This window comes from Streptomyces sp. NPDC088350 (assembly GCF_044753545.1).
GTDB lineage: Bacteria > Actinomycetota > Actinomycetes > Streptomycetales > Streptomycetaceae > Streptomyces.
In genome coordinates, this window is record NZ_JBIVNL010000003.1 from 678515 (window position 1) to 694952 (window position 16438).

13 protein-coding genes are annotated in these 16438 nt (G+C 70.7%); 9 read left to right on the top strand and 4 right to left on the bottom strand.

Features of this window, described 5'->3' with window-relative positions; all coding sequences use genetic code 11:
* Window positions 1-29: 29 nt before the first annotated feature.
* The 3 genes from galE (at window position 30) to idi (ending at window position 2935) form a co-directional block, all read left to right on the top strand.
* Window positions 30-1001 (top strand): UDP-glucose 4-epimerase GalE, encoded by a 972-nt coding sequence (galE, locus tag ACIQBL_RS12955; protein ID WP_401940267.1) that lies wholly within the window; start codon window positions 30-32, stop codon window positions 999-1001.
* A gap of 135 nt (window positions 1002-1136) precedes the next feature.
* Window positions 1137-2075 carry a cation diffusion facilitator family transporter gene (locus ACIQBL_RS12960; protein WP_401940270.1) on the top strand — a complete coding sequence of 313 codons (939 nt, stop codon included), beginning with the start codon at window positions 1137-1139 and terminating at the stop codon, window positions 2073-2075.
* 266 nt (window positions 2076-2341) lie between these two features.
* The gene (gene idi / locus ACIQBL_RS12965; RefSeq protein ID WP_043671491.1) at window positions 2342-2935 is read left to right on the top strand and encodes an isopentenyl-diphosphate Delta-isomerase; all 594 of its coding nucleotides are present in this window, start codon (window positions 2342-2344) and stop codon (window positions 2933-2935) included.
* Between the two features lie 6 nt (window positions 2936-2941).
* Here idi and ACIQBL_RS12970 read toward each other — a convergent pair whose 3' ends face one another.
* Window positions 2942-3451, bottom strand: coding sequence for an ATP-binding protein (locus ACIQBL_RS12970; RefSeq protein WP_401940730.1), 510 nt, complete (start codon window positions 3449-3451; stop codon window positions 2942-2944).
* A 204-nt stretch (window positions 3452-3655) separates the two neighbouring features.
* Between ACIQBL_RS12970 and ACIQBL_RS12975 the strand changes: the two genes are divergently transcribed.
* The 4 genes from ACIQBL_RS12975 to ACIQBL_RS12990 all read left to right on the top strand — a co-directional run bounded on the left by ACIQBL_RS12975 (window position 3656) and on the right by ACIQBL_RS12990 (window position 8643).
* A complete protein-coding gene (locus tag ACIQBL_RS12975; protein WP_401940274.1) occupies window positions 3656-4405 on the top strand; it encodes an enoyl-CoA hydratase/isomerase family protein in 750 nt (249 codons plus the stop codon).
* Window positions 4406-4550: 145 nt separating this feature from the next.
* Entirely contained in the window at window positions 4551-5420 is an 870-nt protein-coding gene (locus ACIQBL_RS12980; RefSeq protein ID WP_401940277.1) for a hypothetical protein, read from the top strand.
* A 105-nt stretch (window positions 5421-5525) separates the two neighbouring features.
* Entirely contained in the window at window positions 5526-7919 is a 2394-nt protein-coding gene (locus ACIQBL_RS12985) for a Tex family protein (RefSeq protein WP_401940278.1), read from the top strand.
* 133 nt (window positions 7920-8052) lie between these two features.
* A complete protein-coding gene (locus ACIQBL_RS12990; protein ID WP_401940281.1) occupies window positions 8053-8643 on the top strand; it encodes a DinB family protein in 591 nt (196 codons plus the stop codon).
* Between the two features lie 86 nt (window positions 8644-8729).
* On the opposite strand, the gene ACIQBL_RS12995 is transcribed toward ACIQBL_RS12990, so the two are convergent.
* The gene (locus ACIQBL_RS12995; RefSeq protein WP_401940284.1) at window positions 8730-10373 is read right to left on the bottom strand and encodes an ABC-F family ATP-binding cassette domain-containing protein; all 1644 of its coding nucleotides are present in this window, start codon (window positions 10371-10373) and stop codon (window positions 8730-8732) included.
* Between the two features lie 48 nt (window positions 10374-10421).
* Window positions 10422-11465: an oxidoreductase gene (locus ACIQBL_RS13000; RefSeq protein WP_401940287.1), complete on the bottom strand. Its 1044-nt coding sequence runs from the start codon at window positions 11463-11465 to the stop codon at window positions 10422-10424.
* 66 nt (window positions 11466-11531) lie between these two features.
* Between ACIQBL_RS13000 and ACIQBL_RS13005 the strand changes: the two genes are divergently transcribed.
* Complete coding sequence (locus tag ACIQBL_RS13005; RefSeq protein ID WP_401940290.1) at window positions 11532-12491, top strand: FAD-dependent oxidoreductase; 960 nt, start codon at window positions 11532-11534, stop codon at window positions 12489-12491.
* A gap of 231 nt (window positions 12492-12722) precedes the next feature.
* On the opposite strand, the gene ACIQBL_RS13010 is transcribed toward ACIQBL_RS13005, so the two are convergent.
* Window positions 12723-14669, bottom strand: a complete 1947-nt coding sequence (locus tag ACIQBL_RS13010; RefSeq protein ID WP_401940292.1) for a Xaa-Pro dipeptidyl-peptidase — start codon at window positions 14667-14669, stop codon at window positions 12723-12725.
* Between the two features lie 224 nt (window positions 14670-14893).
* On the opposite strand from ACIQBL_RS13010, the gene ACIQBL_RS13015 reads away from it, so the two are divergent.
* Window positions 14894-16381 (top strand): M1 family metallopeptidase, encoded by a 1488-nt coding sequence (locus ACIQBL_RS13015; RefSeq protein ID WP_401940295.1) that lies wholly within the window; start codon window positions 14894-14896, stop codon window positions 16379-16381.
* Window positions 16382-16438 lie beyond the last annotated feature (57 nt).

Genomic DNA, 16438 nt, shown 5'->3' on the forward strand with positions numbered 1-16438 from the left:
CACTGCGTGGCGGCATAGGGTCAATGCCCATGACATGGCTGATCACCGGCGGAGCCGGATACATCGGGGCCCATGTGGCACGGGCGATGGCGGACGCCGGGGAGCGGGTCGTCGCCCTCGACGACCTGTCGGCGGGGAACCCCGCGCGCCTCCCGGCGGGCGTCCCGCTCGTCAACGGCTCCTCCACGGACGGCGACCTGTTGAAGCGGGTGTTCGCCGAGCACGGGGTGACGGGGGTCGTGCATCTCGCGGCGCGCAAGCAGGTCGCCGAGTCCGTGGCGCAGCCGACGCGCTACTACCGGGAGAACGTGGGCGGCCTGGCGACCCTTCTGGACGCGGTCGCGGGCGCCGGTGTCGAGCGGTTCGTGTTCTCGTCCTCCGCGGCGGTCTACGGCGACCCGGGCGTGGACCTGATCACGGAGGACACCCCGTGCGCGCCGGTGAACCCGTACGGCGGGACCAAGCTCACCGGCGAGTGGCTGGTCCGGGCGGCGGGCGCGGCGCACGGCGTCGCGACGGTGTGCCTGCGCTACTTCAACGTGGCGGGCGCGGCGACGCCGGAGCTGGCCGACACGGGCGTCTTCAACATCGTCCCCATGGTCTTCGACCGGCTCACCCGTGACGAGGCCCCGCGGATCTTCGGTGACGACTATCCGACCCCGGACGGCACCTGTATCCGTGACTACATCCATGTCGCCGACCTCGCGGACGCGCACCTGGCGGCGGCCCGGCGACTGTCCGACGGCGGTGCGAGCGGCGACCTGACGGTCAACATCGGCCGCGGGGAAGGGGTTTCGGTGCGCGAGCTGGTCACGGTGATCGGTGCGGTCACCGGTGACCGGCGGCCGGCCGTCGTCGAGGGACGGCGTCCCGGTGACGCGCCCCGCGCGGTCGCCTCCGCCGAGCGGGCCGCCGTAGAGCTGGGGTGGACGGCTCGGCGCGGGGTGCGGGAGATGGTCGACTCGGCGTGGCAGGGCTGGCGGCTGCACCACGCCATGTGAACTTAGGCTGCCCTGACCTGCGATTTGTTTGCGCAGGTCAGGGCACATGACAACGGTGTTCAGTGCCGCGTTGCCCGATACCCCCCACCCGTAGTTCACTGGGGTCCCGGGCGGTAATCAGGAGGGCGGCTTCTCATGGGGGCAGGGCACGACCACGGGCATTCTCACGGTGCTCCCGTCACCGGTACGGCGGCGGCCGCGTACCGGGGCAGGCTGCGGGTCGCGCTGGGGATCACGCTCACCGTGATGGTGGTCGAGGTCGTCGGCGGGCTGCTCGCGGACTCCCTTGCGCTGATCGCGGACGCGGCCCACATGGCGACGGACGCGCTGGGCCTCGGCATGGCGCTGCTCGCGATCAGCTTCGCGAACCGCCCGGCGACCGGCAACCGCACCTTCGGCTACGCCCGCGCGGAGATCCTCGCCGCGCTCGCCAACTGCCTGCTGCTGCTCGGCGTCGGCGGCTACGTCCTGTACGAGGCGGTCCAGCGGTTCGTCACGCCCGCCGACACCGAGGGCGGGCTGACCATCGTGTTCGGCCTGATCGGCCTGGTCGCGAACATGATCTCCCTCACGCTGCTGGTGCGCGGGCAGAAGGAGAGCCTGAACGTGCGCGGCGCGTTCCTGGAGGTGGCCGCGGACGCGCTGGGCTCCCTCGCGGTGATCATCTCGGCCGTGGTGATCCTGACCACGGGCTGGCAGGCCGCCGACCCGATCGCCTCGCTCGCCATCGGTCTGATGATCGTGCCGCGCACGCTGAAGCTGCTGCGCGAGACCCTGGACGTGCTGCTGGAGTCGGCCCCCAAGGACGTCGACATGCAGGAGGTGCGCTCGCACATCCTGGGCCTCGACGGGGTCGAGGACGTCCACGATCTGCACGCCTGGACGATCACCTCGGGCATGCCGGTGCTCTCCGCGCACGTGGTCGTCCGCTCGGACGTGCTCAACGCCATCGGCAACGAGAAGATGCTCCACGAACTCCAGGGCTGCCTCGGCGACCACTTCGACGTGGAGCACTGCACCTTCCAGCTGGAGCCCGGCGGGCACGCGGAGCACGAGGCGAAGCTGTGCCACTGAGCCCGCGTTCCGCACGGCTTCGGTGAGGCTTCCGCACGACTTCCGCAGGGCTTCCGCACGGCTTCCGCGCTGATGGAAATCGACAGAGTTCGGCAGAAATCGATCGACTTCGACGGAACGCAGCCGTCCGGGCGGGCGTCCGCGTCCTCACTCCCCCAGTCCCGCCCCCGGACGGTTCCGCCGTCGCCGCGCCGGGCACGATGAACTGCCGGGAGTGCCGGATTCGTACGGCAGACTTGGCTCGTAGACCGAAGTGAAGGATGGGTATGCCGATCACACCTGCCACCGCGACGCACAACTCGTCGAACGGCACCGCTGAAGCGATCTTGCTCGAACTGGTCGACGAGAACGGCGTGACGATCGGCACCGCGGAGAAGCTCGCCGCCCATCAACCGCCGGGGCAACTGCACCGCGCGTTCTCCGTCTTCCTCTTCGACGAGCAGGGCCGGCTGCTGCTCCAGCAGCGGGCGCTCGGCAAGTACCACTCCCCCGGCGTGTGGTCCAACACCTGCTGCGGCCACCCCTACCCCGGCGAGGCGCCCTTCGCGGCGGCGGCCCGGCGGACGTACGAGGAGCTGGGGGTGTCCCCGTCGCTGCTCGCCGAGGCGGGCACGGTGCGCTACAACCACCCGGACCCGGACTCGGGCCTGGTGGAGCAGGAGTACAACCACCTCTTCGTCGGCATGGTGCAGTCGCCGCTGCGGCCGGACCCGGAGGAGGTGGGCACGACCGCGTTCGTGACCCCCGCCGAGCTGGCGGAGCGGCACGCGAAGGACACCTTCTCGTCCTGGTTCATGACGGTGCTGGACGCGGCCCGCCCGGCGGTCCGGGAGCTGACGGGCCCGTCCGCGGGCTGGTAGCGGGACCTACGACACCTGCGCGGGGGTGAGCGGCAGGGCGGCCCAGATCACCTTGCCGCCGCTCGCCGTGTGCTCGACGTCGCACACACCGCCCGCCTCCCGGGTCACCTCGCGCACCAGGAGCAGTCCCCGGCCGCCGGTCTCGTCGTGGTCGGCCACCAGGGCGGTCGGACGGTAGGGGTGGTTGTCCTCGACGGACACCCGCAGCCACTCGGCACCGACGGCGACCTCCACGGCGAGGGTCGGCGACAGCAGCGCCGCGTGCTTGACCGCGTTGGTGACCAGCTCGGAGACGATCAGCAACAGCCCCTGGAGCAGGTCGTCCGACAGGGGCACGCCCTGGCGGAAGAGCAGGTCCCGAACGGCGTGCCGCGCCTGCGGGACCGAGACGTCCACGGCGGACGCGGTGAACCGCCAGACTCCTTCGTACGGCAGCGGATCCGGCGGGGCGGGGTCCAGGGGATCGTCCCTGCCGCCTTCTGGGCGTGGGCCTGACCCTCGCCCGTGGTTCTCCATCGTCCGGTCGCCACCCTTGCGCTCGATTGTCACCACACCACGAGTGTTGGCAACGACCCCCTCCACCCCGGATGGCTGAACAGAAGTCAGCAGTTATCGGACGCTTTCCGATCGTTGCTGTACGGTCCGGTCGACCGGGGGATCGCCCCTGTTCCCCTCGGGTCGGCTTCGTGAACTCTTCGGCCTGTCCGTAGCATCCGTCTCATGGAGCCCCGCCTGCTGCACGGCGTCACCGACTCGGTCGCCACCGTCACCGTCCACCACCCCGGCAAGCGCAACGCGATGACCGCCGGGATGTGGCGGTCGCTGCCGCCGCTGCTGGACACCCTGGCCACCGATCCGGGCGTACGGGCGCTCGTGCTGACCGGTGAGGGCGGGACGTTCTGCGCCGGGGCCGACATCTCGACGCTGCGGGAGTCGCCGGGCGAGGCGCAGGGGCTCGCGGTGCTCGCGGAGGAGGCGCTGGCCGCGTTCCCGAAGCCGACGCTGGCGGCGATCCGGGGTCATTGCGTGGGCGGCGGCGCGCAGTTGGCGGCGGCCTGCGATCTGCGGTTCGCCGAGGAGGGCGCGCTGTTCGGGGTCACTCCGGCGAAGCTCGGGATCGTGTACCCGGCTTCCGCGACACGACGGTTGGTGTCGCTGGTGGGTCCGGGGACCGCCAAGTACCTGCTGTTCTCGGGCGAGTTGATCGACGCGGAGCGGGCACTGCGCACCGGGTTCCTCGACGAGCTCCTGCCCGACGGCGAACTCGCCAAGCGGGTCGCGGAGTTCACCCGGGTGCTGGTGTCCCGCTCGCAGTTGACGCAGGCGGCGGCGAAGGAGTTCGCCAACGGGCGCACGGACAGGGACGGTTACTGGGCGGAGCAGGCGCACGGCAGCGGCGACAGGGCCGAGGGCGTCGCCGCGTTCCTGGAGCGCCGCCGGCCGCGTTTCACCTGGACCGCGTCGGGCTGAAGCGGCTGCTCGCGCGGCCAGGAGAAGCGCACGGCGTCGATTTTTCGCGCTCCCCGCGATGGCCGCGATGACGCGTGTCCCACCTTTCCTGCCATGCCGCGCAGGCACTATCGCGTCGTACCGACCAGTCGGTAACGTGCGGGGCATGACTACTGCCGCCGTCGATCCCCGTGCCGGGCGCCGCTGCCACAACGCGCTCAACTCCCTGCACGCCGCGCTCTACTTCTCGCCCGACCTGGGGAGGGAACTGACGGCTCTCGGGGTCAGGGACTCCCAGGCCATCAACTTCGCCGTGCGGTCGGCGGCGATGGGAGCGGTCGGACCGGGCACGGTGGCGGCGACCTTCTACAACTACAAGTACGAACTCGTGGCCCGGCACGTACCCGCCGTCTGGGAGACCGTCTCCCCGGAGCAGGTCCTGCACGCACGCGCGCGTGCCGTCGACGCGACCGTGCGCCGGCTGCTGGACGACGACGTGGTGGAGTCCGAGGAGATGGCCGAGGCCGCGCGGCTGGCGCTGCGGGCCACCGAGGCGTGCACACGCCCCGCCCGGCCCCTGTACGCCGCCCACGCCGACCTCCCGGTGCCCGAGGAACCGCATCTGGCGTACTTCCACGCGGCCACGCTGTTGCGCGAGCACCGGGGCGACGGTCACCTGGCCGTCCTGATGTCCGCCGGGCTCGACGGCCTGGAGGCCGTGGTCACCCACACCGCGACCGGCAGGGGCATGACCCCGAAGTGGGTGTTCGGCACGCGCGGCTGGAGCCAGGAGGAGTGGGACGCCGCTTCCGGACGGCTGCGCGAGCGCGGGCTGCTCGACGGGGACGGCGAGTTGACGGAGGCGGGCATCGCACTGCGCGCCGGGATCGAGGCGGAGACCGACCGGCTGGACCGGGCGCCGTACGGGCACCTGGGGGCCGAGGGCGTCGTACGACTGACCGAATTGGCGACCGGGTTCGCGCGGCGCGCGCTCGCCGCCGGGGCGTTTCCCCGGGATCTGCTCGGCAAGGGCTAGGAACCGGACCAGGAACCGGACCCGCAGGACAGCGCCCTGATCCCCGACTGTCGGTGTCACCTGCCACAATTGCCGCGCAACCTCAGTGGAGAAGGCGGTACGGGCGTGACGACACCCCTCGTAGGGTCCATCGAAGGCAGGATCGCCGAGGAGCTCGGCGTACGGGAGCGGCAGGTGAAGGCCGCCGTCGAGCTGCTCGACGGCGGTTCGACGGTTCCCTTCATCGCCCGCTACCGCAAGGAAGCGACCGAGATGCTCGACGACGCGCAGCTGCGCACGCTCGAGGAACGGCTGCGCTATCTGCGGGAGCTGGAGGAGCGGCGGGCCGCGATCCTCGAATCGGTGCGCGAGCAGGGCAAGCTCACCGGGGAGCTGGAGGCGCAGATCCGCGCGGCGGAGACGAAAGCGCGCCTTGAGGACATCTACCTTCCCTACAAGCCCAAGCGGCGGACGAAGGCCCAGATCGCGCGCGAGGCCGGCCTGGAGCCGCTCGCGGAGGGGCTGCTGGGCGACCCGTCGGTGGAACCGCTGGCCGCTGCCGCCGCGTTCGTCGACGCCGACAAGGGTGTCGCCGATCCGCAGGCCGCCCTCGACGGCGCCCGCGCGATCCTCACCGAGCGGTTCTCGGAGGACGCCGACCTGATCGGCGAGCTGCGTGAGCGCATGTGGGGGCGCGGGCGGCTGGCCGCGAAGGTGCGGGACGGCAAGGAGGAGGCGGGCGCCAAGTTCGCCGACTACTTCGACTTCTCGGAGCCGTTCACCGCGCTGCCCTCGCACCGCATCCTCGCGATGCTGCGCGGCGAGAAGGAGGACGTCCTCGATCTCGTCCTGGAGCCCGAGGAGGACACCGAGGGGCCTTCTTCCTACGAGGGGATGGTCGCCCACCGCTTCCAGATCCTCGACCGGGGCCGTCCCGGCGACAAGTGGCTTCAGGACACGGTCCGTTGGGCCTGGCGCACCCGCATCCTCGTGCACCTCGGCATCGATCTGCGGCTGCGGCTGCGCACGGCCGCCGAGGACGAGGCGGTCAACGTGTTCGCCTCGAACCTGCGGGACCTGCTGCTCGCCGCCCCGGCCGGCACCCGCTCGACGCTCGGCCTGGACCCCGGTTTCCGTACGGGTGTGAAGGTGGCCGTCGTCGACGCGACCGGCAAGGTCGTCGCCACGGACGTGATCTACCCGCACGTCCCGGCCAACAAGTGGGACGAGGCCCTCGCCAAGCTGGCCCGGCTGTCCGCCCAGCACTCGGTCGAGCTGATCGCGATCGGCAACGGCACGGCGTCCCGCGAGACCGACAAGCTCGCCGGTGAACTCATCGCCAAACACCCGGAGTTGAACCTCACCAAGGTGATGGTGTCCGAGGCCGGCGCCTCCGTGTACTCGGCGTCCGCGTTCGCCTCGCAGGAACTGCCCGACATGGATGTGTCGTTGCGCGGCGCGGTCTCCATCGCGCGCCGACTCCAGGACCCGCTCGCGGAGTTGGTGAAGATCGACCCCAAGTCGATCGGTGTCGGCCAGTACCAGCACGACCTGTCCGAGGTGAAGCTGTCGCGTTCGCTGGACGCGGTGGTCGAGGACTGTGTGAACGGCGTCGGCGTGGACGTCAACACGGCCTCCGCGCCGCTGCTTTCGCGCGTCTCCGGCATCACCTCCGGCCTCGCGGAGAACATCGTGTCGCACCGCGACGCCAACGGCCCGTTCAAGTCGCGTACCCAGCTGAAGGACGTGGCGCGGCTCGGCCCGAAGGCCTACGAGCAGTGCGCGGGCTTCCTGCGCATCCGGGGCGGCGACGACCCGCTCGACTCCTCCAGCGTGCACCCCGAGGCGTATCCGGTGGTGCGGCGGATGGTGAAGACGGCGGGCAGCGAGGTCGCTTCGCTGATCGGCAACACGGCGGTGCTGCGTTCGCTGAAGCCGACGGAGTTCGTGGACGAGACGTTCGGTCTGCCGACCGTGACCGACATCCTGAAGGAACTGGAGAAGCCGGGGCGCGACCCGCGGCCCGCGTTCAAGACGGCCACGTTCAAGGACGGCGTCGAGAAGATCTCCGACCTGGCGCCCGGGATGGTCCTGGAGGGGGTCGTCACGAACGTCGCCGCGTTCGGGGCGTTCATCGACGTCGGTGTCCACCAGGACGGTCTGGCGCATGTCTCCGCGCTGTCGAAGACGTTCGTCAAGGACCCGCGCGATGTGGTGAAGCCGGGTGACATCGTCAAGGTGAAGGTGCTTGATGTCGACATCCCGCGCAAGCGGATCTCGTTGACGCTGCGGCTGGACGACGAGGCGGCGGCCTCCGGCGGTGAGCGGGGACAGCAGGCTGGGGGTGCCCAGCGCGGGCAGCGGAGTGGAGGGCGGCCTCCTCAGCAGCGCCAGCAGCAGCGGCAGGGCGGTCAGGGTGGTGGGTCGCGGCAGGCGGCTCCGCCGCCGGGCAACAGTGCGATGGCTGATGCTCTGCGGAAGGCGGGGTTGCTGGACCCGGGGAAGAAGGGCAAGCGCTGACGGCTCTGGCGGTCAGGTTGTGGGGAAACTGCGGGCCGGTGGGGGCTGGTCGCGCAGTTCCCCGCGCCCCTGGTAGGGGCACCGAGCGGCGTAATTCGGTGGACGTCGGCCATGTCACCGACAGACTGGCGGGATGATCTCACCGGATTTCAAAGCGGATCTCCGCGTCATCCTTCAGGACGCCCGTGACACTTTGCTCTGGAAGCTCGAAGGGCTGTCGGAGTACGACATCCGGCGGCCGATGACGCCGACCGGGACCAATCTGCTGGGGCTGGTCAAGCATCTCGCCGGGGCCGAGGGGTTCTACTTCGGGACGGTGTTCGGGCGGCCGGTCTCCGCGCCGGAGTTGTGGATCGCGGGGGACGCCGAGCCGAACGCGGATCTGTGGGCGACGCCGGACGAGACGCGGGAGCGGATCGTCGGGGGCTATCGGCGCGTGTGCGCCCACTCCGACGCGACGATCGAGGCGCTGCCCCTGGACGCGGTCGGCCGTATACCCGGTGAGCGGGGGAACGACATCACCCTGCACCGCACGCTCGTCCACATGATCTACGAGACGTCCCGGCACGCAGGACACGCCGATGTCGTACGGGAACTCGTCGACGGGGCGGTGGGGCAGCGGGTCGGAGGCGACAACATGGCTCCGGGCGACGCGAGTTGGTGGGTGGAGCACCGGGAAAGGGTGGAGTGCGCTGCAAAAGAGGCCGCGGGTCAGCGCCCTTGAGGGGCGCGGGGCTGAGTCGATATGCGGCTCCGCCGCGTGGGCGCGACCAGCCCCCACCGACCCGCAGTGAACGCACCACCTGAACCTCACCGCTGCTCAGTCACCTTCCCGCCCGCCACCTCCAACCGCCGCGTCACCTGAACCGCGTCCAACATCCGCCGGTCATGAGTGACCAACAGCAGCGTCCCCTCGTAGGCATCGAGCGCCGACTCCAACTGCTCGATCGCCGGCAGGTCCAGGTGGTTCGTGGGCTCGTCCAGAACCAGGAGGTTCACGCCCCGGCCCTGGAGCAGCGCCAGGGCGGACCGCGTGCGCTCACCCGGTGACAGCGTCCCCGCAGGCCGCATCACGTGATGCGCCTTGAGGCCGAACTTGGCGAGCAGGGTGCGGACTTCGGCCGGCTCGGTGTCCGGGACCGCCGCACAGAACGCGTCGAGCAGCGACTCCGTGCCGTGGAACAACTGCCGGGCCTGGTCGACCTCGCCCACCAGGACACCCGAGCCGAGTGCGGCGGCCCCCGCGTCCAAGGGGACACGGCCGAGCAGCGCAGCGAGCAGCGTCGACTTGCCCGCGCCGTTCGCGCCGGTCACCGCGACCCGGTCCGCCCAGTCGATCTGGAGGGACACCGGCCCGAAGGTGAAGTCGCCGCGCCGTACCTCCGCGTCGCGCAGGGTCGCGACGACCGAGCCGGAGCGGGGTGCGGACGCGATCTCCATGCGCAGCTCCCACTCCTTGCGGGGCTCCTCGACGACGTCGAGGCGTTCGATCATGCGCTGGGTCTGCCGGGCCTTCGCCGCCTGCTTCTCGCTCGCCTCGCTGCGGAACTTGCGGCCGATCTTGTCGTTGTCGTTGTTCGCCTTGCGGCGGGCGTTCTTGACGCCCTTGTCCATCCAGCCGCGCTGCATCTGGGCGCGGTCCTGGAGGGCGGAGCGCTTGTCGGCGTACTCCTCGAAGTCGTCGCGGGCGTGCCGGCGCGCCACGTCCCGCTCCTCCAGGTAGGCCTCGTAGCCGCCGCCGTAGAGGTTGATCTGGTTCTGGGCCAGGTCGAGTTCGAGGACCTTGGTGACCGTGCGGGTGAGGAACTCGCGGTCGTGCGACACGACGACCGTGCCGGCGCGCAGGCCGGAGACGAAGCGTTCGAGGCGCTCCAGGCCGTCGAGGTCCAGGTCGTTGGTGGGCTCGTCGAGGAGGAAGACGTCGTAGCGGGAGAGGAGGAGGGAGGCGAGGCCCGCGCGTGCCGCCTGGCCGCCGGACAGGGACGTCATCGGCTGGTCCAGGTCTACGGCGAGGCCGAGGGAGTCGGTGACCTCCTCGGCCCGTTCGTCGAGGTCGGCGCCGCCGAGGTCGAGCCAGCGTTCCAGGCTCGCCGAGTAGGCGTCGTCGGCGCCGGGTGCGCCGTCGACCAGTGCCTGGGTGGCCTCGTCCATCGTGCGTTGCGCCTCGGCGACTCCCGTGCGGCGGGCGAGGAACTCGCGCACGCTCTCGCCCGGGCGCCGCTCCGGCTCCTGCGGGAGGTGTCCTACGGTCGCCGTCGGCGGGGAGAGGCGCAGCTCGCCCTCCTCCGGTGCGAGCAGGCCGGCGAGCATCCGGAGCAGGGTGGACTTGCCCGCGCCGTTGGCACCGACAAGGCCGATCACATCGCCGGGGGCGACGACGAGGTCGAGCCCGGTGAAGAGGGCGCGGTCGCCGTGTCCGGCGGCGAGATTCTTGGCGACGAGAGTGGCAGTCATCAGACCGTCGATCCTAATCGGTCCCTTTCGCCGCCCGCGCCGCGGATTTCAGCGCGCCATCGCCTCCACCAGCACGCTCCCCGTGGTCCGGGCCACCACGAAGGACTCGCCCTTCACCGCCTTCGCGTCCAGGGCGATGCGGTGACGGCCGGGTTCCAGGACGCCGTCGAAGACGTCCTGGGTACGGCTGCGGTAGAGGCGGTCGAGACGGTACGCCGTGACGCGCACCCGGCACGGGGAGGTGACCTCGATGCCCGCCTCGCCGTCGGCGGCGACCAGCCGGGTCAGGCGGTGCAGCTCGGCCGGGCGGCGGTCCAGGGCGTGTTCGATCTGGGCGACGAGGAGGGGGACGATGGGCGCGAGACCGTCGACGTACGCCACCTCGACGCCGGCGCGGTCGAAGGCGGCCCGTACGGCGGCGCGTTCCTCCTCGGTGACGGCCCGGCCGAACGCGACGGCGCCGTAGCCGCGGAGTTCGTCGGCGGGGACGTGGGTCGCGTCGCCGGTGATGTCGGCGCCGATGCCGATGGCGCGCAGCGCCGCGGCGAGCCTGTTCAGGACGGCGACGCGGGCGCCGATCAGCAGGACGCGGCGTCCGCCGGCCGGGATCTCGGTGCCGTCGACGAGGGAGTCGAGGGCCGCGCGGTACTCGGCTCCGGCGAAGCGGAAGGGTCCTATGCCGTGGTAGCCGTTGCGCTCCAGGTCGGCGTGCTCGTCGGTCTGCCAGGCGAAGTCCCGCCAGACGAAGTCGGCGCCGTCGCGCCGGATGACGGCGGTGACGGCGCCGCAGGCCAGGTCCTCGCACTCGGGACAGCCGTAGATGACGTAGCGTCCGCCCTCCAGTGGGGCGTCCGTCTCCAGGAGGAGGCTGCGGACCTGGGCGGCGAAGATCGCGGGCGGGACGTCGGAGGCGAGCGGGGAGACGGCGTCCAGGTCGGTGAGCTGGAACAGCAGCGGGCGTCCGTCGACGACGAAGTCGACGAAGTCGCGGTGCACCTGGTAGCCGCCGTCCGCGAGGACTTCACCGGCACGCATCGCCGGTGCCAGGCCGAAGGTCGTGTATTCGGCAGGCGTCGCGTAATCGGCAGACATGCTGTGAGTATCCCCAGCACGAGGGCGATCTGAGCACCCCCTGACATATTCCGCTACCGTCCGCGCATGGAGAGCGGTGTGAGTGGCGATGTGATCGTGGTCGGCGGAGGCGTCATCGGGTTGACGACGGCCGTCGTCCTGGCGGAGCGCGGTGCCCGGGTCCGGGTGTGGACGCGGGAGCCCGTCGAGCTGACGACCTCGGCGGTCGCGGGCGCGCTGTGGTGGCCGTACCGGATCGAGCCGGAGGCGCTCGTCGGTGAGTGGGCGCTCCAGTCTCTCGCCGTGTACGAGGAGTTGGCGGCGCGGCCCGAGGAGACGGGCGTACGCATGGTCGAGGGCGTACAGGGCGAGACCCGGCTGGACGAACTGGGGCCGTGGGCGGCGCGGGTGCCGGGGCTGCGCCCGGCGCGGGCCGAGGAGTACGCGGGCGGCGGGCTGTGGGCACGGCTGCCGCTGATCGACATGCCGGCCCATCTGCCGTGGCTGCGGGAGCGGTTCCTGCGGGCGGGCGGGAGTGTCGAGGAGCAGTCGGTGACGGACCTCTCGGAGGTACCGGCGGCCGTCGTGGTCAACTGCACCGGACTTGACTCCCTGGACCTCGTGCCCGATCGCTCGATGCGGCCGGTGCGCGGCCAGTTGGTCGTCGTGAAGAACCCGGGGATCACGACCTGGCTGACGTCCGTCGACCACGCGGCGGACACGTCCACGTACTTCTTCCCGCAGCCGGGTGGGCTGATCCTGGGCGGTACGGCCGAGGAGGACGCCTGGTCGATGACGCCCGACCCCGCGACCGCCGAGGCGATCATCGCCCGGTGTGCCGCGATCCGCCCGGAGATCGCCGAGGCGCGGGTGCTGGAACACCGGGTGGGGTTGAGGCCGGCGCGGCCCGCAGTTCGGCTGGAACGTGAAGTGCTGCGCGGCGGGCGGGTGTTGGTGCACAACTACGGTCATGGTGGGGCGGGGATCACTGTGGCGTGGGGGTGCGCTCAGGAGGCGGCCGGATTGGTGGAGGCGGGCTCGATGTGAAGCGCTGGGCCCGTGGCGGGGAGGGGGCTACCCGGGGAAATGTGACACTTACCCCCTCGGGTGTCACATTTTCCGCCGGGAGGGGCAGAGGCCTCCCGGGTCTCGGCATCGACGAGGAACCCGGACGGCGGGGCCGGGAGCGAAGGCGGACGACTCCCCTGCCGGCGCCCGCCGATCTGAGGGGCGGTGGACCAGTTGCCCACCGCCCCTCGGTCTCAGGCCGGTTGTTCCTTACGGAGTCCGGTGGACGCCGCTCGGTGCGCGTACGCCGTCGAGTGCCGTGGCCGCCGGTGCGGTGATGGCCTCGGCACCCGCCGTGGCCTTCGCGAACGCCGACGCGCCCCCGACGAGCGGGAGTTGGGCCGAGGTGCGGGACAGGTTCACGGTGAGGGTCGGGGTGGTGGACGGAGGGTCGATGAGGTCCTTGTCCGTGCCCGCGACGATCAGGGCGAGGCGGTGTCCGGCCGGGACGACGTGGTCGGTCGCCGCCAGGTCGAGGGTGATGGTGTACGCCTTGCCCGGGGTGAGCGGTACGCCCTTGAGGTCGGAGGCGTAGTTGCCGAGGTCCACCCAGCCGCGGCTGAAGACGTTGTAGTCAACAGCCGTCGTCTTGGCCTGGGTTGCCAGGAAGCAGGCGCTGTCGCCGGCCGTGCTCTCGCCCCAGCAGGTGCGGTCGGTGAGCGTGGTGATGCCCTCGGCCGAGTCGGCGTAGTCGCGGATGGTGTCGGGGCCCAGGTCCACGAGGACAGCGGAGAGATGGGCCGTGGAGGTGGTGGGCGTCGCGGTGAGGGTCACCTTCGACGAACCCGACAGACGCAGGTCCTTCTTCAGGGGCCCGGTGACGAAACCGGCCTTGTCCGGCGTCGACTTGTCGATCGCGGCGGCCCAGTCGGTCTCGCTCTCCTGCGGGTTGTCCGTGAACGTCTCGGTGCCCTTGGCCGCGCCGAGTCCGAGCGTGCCGACGCCGGCCCGGGTGCCCTGCGCCGGGTGGAGCGTGGTCGTCGCGGTGCCGCTCGGCGGCCAGACCTTCGAGGTGACCCACTGGTCCGGGTGGCGTTCGACGTCGGCCATCGGCTGACGGTCGATTCCGTTGTCGTAGCCGAGGAGTTCGTGGTCGAACCAGCGGTGCAGGGTGTCCACCCAGGCGCCGCGCCGGTAGTCGAAGGGATCGACGTGGCCGGTCTGGGAGAGCCAGATCTTGCGCTCGACGCCGGTCTTGGCGAGGGCGTCCCACCACTGGCCGAAGTTCTTGGTGCGGACGTTGAGGTCCTGGAGTCCGTGCACGAGGAACACGCTGGCCTTGACCCTGCTCGCGGCCTTCACGTAGTCGCGCTCGGTCCAGAACGAGGTCCAGTCGCCGGTACGCGGGGCGCCGTCGACGATCTTCTGCTGTACGGCGGCGCACTTGGCCTGGGCGTCGGAGTTCTCGACCACGTTGGACAGCCAGTCGGGGCCGGAGTCGTAGAGCGGGGCGCCCTTGGCGAAGTAGTAGTCGTACCAGGAGGAGATGGCGCTGATCGGGACGATCGTCTTCAGGCCCTTCACGCCGGTGGCGGCGACGCCGTTGGCGATGGTGCCGTCCCAGCTCTTGCCGATCATTCCGGTGTTGCCGTTGGTCCAGCTCGCCGTGGCGCGGGCGGTTCCGGTGCGTGTGGTGTACGCCTTGGCGCGCCCGTTGAGCCAGTCGACGACGGCCTTGGCGGACTGGATGTCGGAACGGCCGCCGACGTCGACGCAGCCGTCGGAGCGGTTGGTGCCGGCGAGGTCGACGCCGACGAAGGCGTAGCCGCGGGGCACGAAGTAGTTGTCGTAGAAGAGCGGCATCTGGACAACGTTGCCGCTCGCGTCGTAGGTCTTCACCTGCCCCTCGTTGCCGCGTCCGCAGCAGGAGTAGTAGGGGCTGGCGTCCATGATGACGGGCACTTTGCGCCCCTGGCGGGCGGGTTCGCTCGGCCGGACGATGTCGACGGCGACCCGGTCCGTCTTCCCGTCCCCGTCGCCGTCGAGTCCGGTGTCCACCCAGACGGCCTCGCGGATGGCGTTCGCGTAGGAGTAGACCGGTTGGCTTTCCCGCGGGGCGCTCTGGGCCACTGCCGGGGTGAGGAAGGCGGCCAGGAGGGCGGCGATCGCCGCCGTCGCGAGCGATCTCCAGATCGTGAAGCGCGTGCGTTTCGGCATGCGCGGACGGTACATCGGTCAACTCCCGTGCAGAAAGAGGCACTCCGGGACTCATGACGGCCGAATGGCGATCGTGTGACAGGAGGTGCCGTGGACAGGCACGGTGCCACAGGGACTGAATAGCCTTTGAACAGACTTGGCGGACCGACCCCTACGGCTCTTCGACCTTCGTGGACCCCCATGGCTCTCCGGCTTTTCGTGGAGCCCTACGACTTGGAGTTCTCGTGCACCGCAGAATCATCGCGCCGGGCGCACTCGCGGCGGCCTCCCTCATGCTGGCGATCCCGGCATCGGCGGCAAGCTACTCCCCGGGCGCTCCGGGCATCGGTGACCCGTACTACCCGGCCTACGGCAACGGCGGATACGACGTCTCGCACTACGACCTCAGGCTCCAGTACCAGCCCGCGACGGACGAGTTGGCGGGTACGGCGACGATCCTCGCGACGACCACGCAGGACCTGTCCCGGTTCGACCTGGACTTCCTGCTGGACGTGAGCGAGGTGCGGGTCAACGGCGCACTGGCGACCTTCGCGACCTCCGGTCAGCACGAGTTGGAGATCACCCCGAAGACCCCGCTGCCGAAGGGCACGCCGATCACGGTCGTGGTCCGGTACAGCGGCGTGCCGTCGACGAAGAGCGCGTACGGCTTCACCACCTGGCACCGCACACCGGACGGCGCGGTCGCGGCGGACGAGCCCGAGTCGGCGTGGTGGTGGTTCCCGAGCAACGACCACCCGAGCGACAAGGCCACCTACGACGTGTCGGTGGCGGTGCCGGACGGTACCCAGGCGATCTCCAACGGCACGCTCCAGTCGACGAGTTCGAAGCTCGGCTGGACCCGCTACAACTGGCGGGAGAACAAGCCGCAGGCCACCTACCTGGCCACGCTCGCCCTCGGAAGGTTCGACATCACCACCAGCACCTCGGACGGCGGCGTCCCCGTCGTCAACGCCTACAGCAAGGATCTCGGCGACAACGACGGGGCCGCGCGGGCGAGCGTCGAGCGCACCGGGGAGATCGTCGACTGGCTGAGCGGCTATTTCGGGCCGTATCCGTTCAGCACGGCGGGCGGCTATGTCCCCAACACGACCACCGGGTACGCGCTGGAGACCCAGACCCGCGTCTACTACAGCCCCCGGCAGTTCGCGAACGGCTCCAACACCTCTGTCGTCGTACACGAGTTGGCCCACCAGTGGTACGGCGACGACGTGTCGCTGAAGGGCTGGAAGGACATCTGGATCAACGAGGGCTTCGCGCGGTACGCGCAGTGGCTGTGGTCCGAGCACGAGGGTGAGGGGACCACGCAGCAGCTCGCCGACTACGTCTATGCCTCGCACCCCGCGGACGACGCGTTCTGGACGATCGCGCCGGGTGACCCCGGTCCGGAGAACCAGTTCGAGCTTCCGGTCTACGACCGGGGTGCGCTGGCCATCCAGGCGCTGCGGAACGAGATCGGTGACGACGCGTTCTTCGCGGTTCTCAAGGGGTGGCCGACGGAGCACGCGTACGGCAACGCGTCCGTCCAGGACTTCCAGAAGTACGCCGAGCAGGTGTCGGGGAAGTCGTTGTCGGCGCTCTTCGACACGTGGCTGTTCCAGCCGACGAAGCCGGCCGTGCCCGCGGCGCGGGCCGCTTCCATCGTGAAGGTGGCTGGGGTTCCGGTACAGCCGAAGTCGTGGAAGAAGATCGCGGCTACCAACGACGTGCACTAAGCGTCTGCCGGGTTCTGCGGTGGGGGGCTGCGGGTCCGTTGTGGCTGGTCGCGCAGT

Coding starts and splice junctions, on each gene's coding strand:
- galE (WP_401940267.1), top strand. CDS start 30: ATGACATGGCTGATCACCGGCGGAGCCGGATACATCGGGGCCCATGTG.
- ACIQBL_RS12960 (WP_401940270.1), top strand. CDS start 1,137: ATGGGGGCAGGGCACGACCACGGGCATTCTCACGGTGCTCCCGTCACC.
- idi (WP_043671491.1), top strand. CDS start 2,342: ATGCCGATCACACCTGCCACCGCGACGCACAACTCGTCGAACGGCACC.
- ACIQBL_RS12970 (WP_401940730.1), bottom strand. CDS start 3,451: ATGGAGAACCACGGGCGAGGGTCAGGCCCACGCCCAGAAGGCGGCAGG.
- ACIQBL_RS12975 (WP_401940274.1), top strand. CDS start 3,656: ATGGAGCCCCGCCTGCTGCACGGCGTCACCGACTCGGTCGCCACCGTC.
- ACIQBL_RS12980 (WP_401940277.1), top strand. CDS start 4,551: ATGACTACTGCCGCCGTCGATCCCCGTGCCGGGCGCCGCTGCCACAAC.
- ACIQBL_RS12990 (WP_401940281.1), top strand. CDS start 8,053: ATGATCTCACCGGATTTCAAAGCGGATCTCCGCGTCATCCTTCAGGAC.
- ACIQBL_RS12995 (WP_401940284.1), bottom strand. CDS start 10,373: ATGACTGCCACTCTCGTCGCCAAGAATCTCGCCGCCGGACACGGCGAC.
- ACIQBL_RS13000 (WP_401940287.1), bottom strand. CDS start 11,465: ATGTCTGCCGATTACGCGACGCCTGCCGAATACACGACCTTCGGCCTG.
- ACIQBL_RS13005 (WP_401940290.1), top strand. CDS start 11,532: ATGGAGAGCGGTGTGAGTGGCGATGTGATCGTGGTCGGCGGAGGCGTC.
- ACIQBL_RS13010 (WP_401940292.1), bottom strand. CDS start 14,669: ATGCCGAAACGCACGCGCTTCACGATCTGGAGATCGCTCGCGACGGCG.